Source organism: Corynebacterium sp. 13CS0277 (assembly GCF_002994655.1).
GTDB lineage: Bacteria > Actinomycetota > Actinomycetes > Mycobacteriales > Mycobacteriaceae > Corynebacterium.
Genome location: NZ_PPDL01000047.1, coordinates 1 through 3,595 on the forward strand (window position 1 = coordinate 1; position 3,595 = coordinate 3,595).

General features: G+C 29.6%; 5 protein-coding genes and 1 pseudogene. 4 read left to right on the top strand and 2 right to left on the bottom strand.

All coding sequences use genetic code 11. The annotated features are described in order from the left end of the window. On the top strand, positions 1-96 hold a 96-nt coding region (locus tag C1Y63_RS13250; RefSeq protein ID WP_199189121.1), incomplete at its 5' end, for a transposase. A gap of 8 nt (positions 97-104) precedes the next feature. Here C1Y63_RS13250 and C1Y63_RS12290 read toward each other — a convergent pair. Further along, a pseudogene (locus tag C1Y63_RS12290) lies at positions 105-839 on the bottom strand (IS5 family transposase); the annotation flags it as partial. Between the two features lie 157 nt (positions 840-996). Between C1Y63_RS12290 and C1Y63_RS12295 the strand changes: the two are divergent. Further along, positions 997-1,877 (top strand): IS630 family transposase gene (locus C1Y63_RS12295; protein ID WP_011457329.1). Its coding sequence is split into 2 segments (ribosomal slippage): positions 997-1,321 and positions 1,321-1,877, totalling 882 coding nucleotides; the frame shifts between segments, so codons are not numbered across the junction. On the opposite strand, the gene C1Y63_RS12300 is transcribed toward C1Y63_RS12295, so the two are convergent. After that, a complete protein-coding gene (locus tag C1Y63_RS12300; protein ID WP_011997498.1) occupies positions 1,878-2,750 on the bottom strand; it encodes a sugar MFS transporter in 873 nt (290 codons plus the stop codon). 92 nt (positions 2,751-2,842) lie between these two features. Between C1Y63_RS12300 and C1Y63_RS12305 the strand changes: the two genes are divergently transcribed. Continuing rightward, complete coding sequence (locus C1Y63_RS12305) at positions 2,843-3,244, top strand: hypothetical protein (RefSeq protein WP_199189120.1); 402 nt, start codon at positions 2,843-2,845, stop codon at positions 3,242-3,244. A 9-nt stretch (positions 3,245-3,253) separates the two neighbouring features. Next, the gene (locus C1Y63_RS12610) at positions 3,254-3,457 is read left to right on the top strand and encodes a hypothetical protein (RefSeq protein WP_003016156.1); all 204 of its coding nucleotides are present in this window, start codon (positions 3,254-3,256) and stop codon (positions 3,455-3,457) included. The last annotated feature ends 138 nt before the right edge of the window (positions 3,458-3,595 follow it).

A 3,595-nucleotide genomic window follows, 5' to 3' on the forward strand; every position in this document is an offset into this window, starting at 1 on the left:
ATATTATATCTACCTCCGTACTCTCCAGATTTAAATCCTATTGAAAAGGTTTGGGCTAACTTTAAAAAAATATTTAGGTTCTGTGCACAAAAATAGTTTCTCAGTAGCCAAATAAAAGTACAAGCTAATTTAATCATTCCTATATATTCTGAAATGGTTTTATCAAATCTAGAGAATACTCTTCTAAAATGCTTAATTTTAGAAAAGAAATTCTCTATCAAATGTCTTTCTTTATATACATGACTATCAAAAGGTATATGGTTTAGAGTATTTGATTTACAAGGGATAACAGCTTCAGAGGATATACTTTGAATATGCTGCCTGATTTCATTAGAATGATATGCTCTATCAGCAATAACTTTTGTATTATATACATTTTTTAGTAAATTAGCTACTTTACTATCATGAGTTTTACCTTCTGACAACAATATTTCTATTGGATTACCTAAAGCATCAGTCATAGCATGGATTTTAGTGGTTATCCCACCAACTGATCTACCAATTGCTTGGTTATCATCTTTATCATATCCCGTAGCACAAGCATGTGCTCTTGCTATTGTTGAATCAAGCATGACTTCTTGTAAATCAGGGTTTTGTACTGATTTAAATAATCTAGAAAATATATCTTTATCACACCAATCTTTAAAACGCTTATGTATTGATCTATATTTACCATAATAAAATGGTAACATCCTCCATTGACAGCCTGTACGTAACACATAAAATACAGCTTCAATAAATAATCTTAATTTGGCTTCATCATTGGTATGTATACCTTTTTATGATTTTAAAAATGATAAAATAATTGACCAGAATACTTCTTTTATATGATAATTCATTTGCTAAACCATTGATATTTATTGCTTTTCAAATCTTAAATAACAGCAGTTTAGCTATTTTCAATATAATTTAAGTTTTTTGTGCACAGAACCTAGTTAATCCGAAAGATATTTGTAGAAAAAGATATTTGTAGAAATGTTATAATGTCTAATAAAAATGCCATCATATAGCCAAGATTTTAGAGACATTGTAATTAATAAATATGAAGAAGGTATGACGGAGTTCGAGCTGAGTAAGTTTTTTAACATAGATAAGCGTACAGTTGTTTCATGGATAGAGCTTTATAAAAGAACCGGAGATTATAGTTCAAGGCAAGGAGTTGGTTGTGGCAGAGTCGCTAGCTTTACCGATAAAACATTGATTGAACAGTATTTGATAGATCATCCAGATGCAAGTACATTAGATATAAAAGAAGCATTAGCCCCTGATATTCCAAGAAGTACATTTTATGATTGTCTTAATATACTTGGTTTTAGTTTTAAAAAAAGACTCCAAAATATAAGCAAAGAAAAGAACATGAAAGGTTGGAGTATATAGAAAAACTAAAAGAAATAGCTCAAAACTTGTTATTTTATATAGATGAGATGGGGTGTGACAATAAGCTTTCTATCCTAAGAGGATGGTCACTAATTGGTGAGCCTAGTTATGGCGAGGTTTTAGCATATCAAACACAAAGAAGAAGTATTGTTGCTGGATATAATTATGCAGATAAAAAGATTATAGCTCCATTAGAGTACAGCGGATATACCAATACTGAAATTTTTAATCAATGGTTTGAGGAACACTTATGCCCATCATTAAAACCTAAAACTACTATAGTAATGGATAATGCTAGTTTCCATAAATCCTCTAAGCTGATTGAAATAGCCAATAAATTTGATGTACAAATATTATATCTACCTCCGTACTCTCCAGATTTAAATCCTATTGAAAAGGTTTGGGCTAACTTTAAAAAAATATTTAGAAAAGTGAATAATAGTTTTGAAAAATTTTGTGATGCTATCTCTTATGTGTTTAACAAAATACTCTCGGATTAACTATATTATTAAAATTGCACAGCAGATAAGAGCTATAAGAATAATTTTTTTCCAGTCAATTTTCTTCATTATGAAACCAAAAATGATTCTGCCTGCAGTAATATTCAAAGCAAAAAAACTCGCCATAAATACACTAGTTGATGCAGAAAGATGAAGAACTTTGGTATTAAATGTTGGTAACCATGATTGTACGCTTTGTTCTATGAATACATAAAAAAATACGCTGATAATAAATAACAAAACTATAGGTAGCTTTATAAGTTTTAGCATATTTAGTGTATCTGCTAAAAAATTAGAGTTTTGGGTTATTTTTGCTGCTGATTCATCAAGCTTTGTAAATAAAAGTAGTAGAAAAGCTATAACACATAAACCAGCTAGTAACCAGTAAGTACCAAACCAGTTACCAAAATATATAAATATACTAAATATAAAAAAACGCAATACTACACCCATTTGGGAAATGCCTTCTAATAAACTCATTAAATTAGCATGTGCTTTTGAATTATCGGTAATCAAACCAACTGTTGAATACACAGAAACTTTGATTAAGGCAAAAGCCACTCCAGTTAATATAAATAATATCTTAGTAGTTAAAAAACTATCGAAGGTCACCATAGTAATACATCCTATAGTAATTATTGCTAATCCAGTCAACATAGAATTTTTATAGCCAAACCTTGGGATAAATGAGCAAATCGAGAATGAAACTACCGCTATTGTTAGATCCTTACAAGCCTCAAGAATACTAGCTTCAATCTCTGTGGCTTTGTAATGGGTAACTGACTGTAATATAACAATACCAACACTATTGAGTAAAATAGCGCTAATAAAAAAGATAAGAAAAAGCAAAAGCTTTAGCTTTAATAATTGCATGGCTACTAAATAAAATAGATGATTTAAATATTAAAGAATAAACAAAGTTATGTGCTTCGATTTGTATTCCAACCAGTGCATTTTTCACTTTAGTGAATGAAAATAAAAATTTGTTGAAAGATATTTGCTACACTGTCGAAAAAAGTGGTGTTACAGGAATAGTGGTTGAATCGACATTTAGCTATTCGCCAGAACTCTTCAAAGAAAATCAACAAGATATTAAGCTTAACATCAAAAACACGTCAGTCAGAGTACGAGATGGTAAAGTCAAGAGGGTTACCAGCATTGATAGGAATGCTAATACTGAAGCTATCTTACAAAGTATTTATGATAATATAATTGCGTTTGATGAACAAGATTTAGAAAGACTATTTACGGGGTTTAGGATTTTAAAACAAGAAAATTCGACAAACACTAATAAAGCCGTTTTCAATATTGGTTTAACATATCATCCAATAACTAATAATGCTTTTGTTGAATTTAATAAGGATTAACAAAGTTTATTGTACTCATATAATAATTTAAGCAAAGATGCGTATGTCACAAAAATTAAAAGTATAGTTGATGCTAAAGTTGCTTTAAACCTTAGTTTTGAACATGAAGAGATTAGAAGTTCACAAGGTTTTAGTGTCTTAGCAACTGTACCAGCTAGAGGATATTCTATAGATGATTTAAATAGAAAGTATAGACCAATGATCTGGGTTTAAATTTAGCTGTATAAACATTGTGTTATTGGCGTTATTAAGGTAACTTGCTTATAAGGTGTTGTGAAAAAAAGGACAATAAGATGGCAAAAAATAAAATCCCAAATTCAAGGTTGATGATAAATTATGAAACTAATGTTG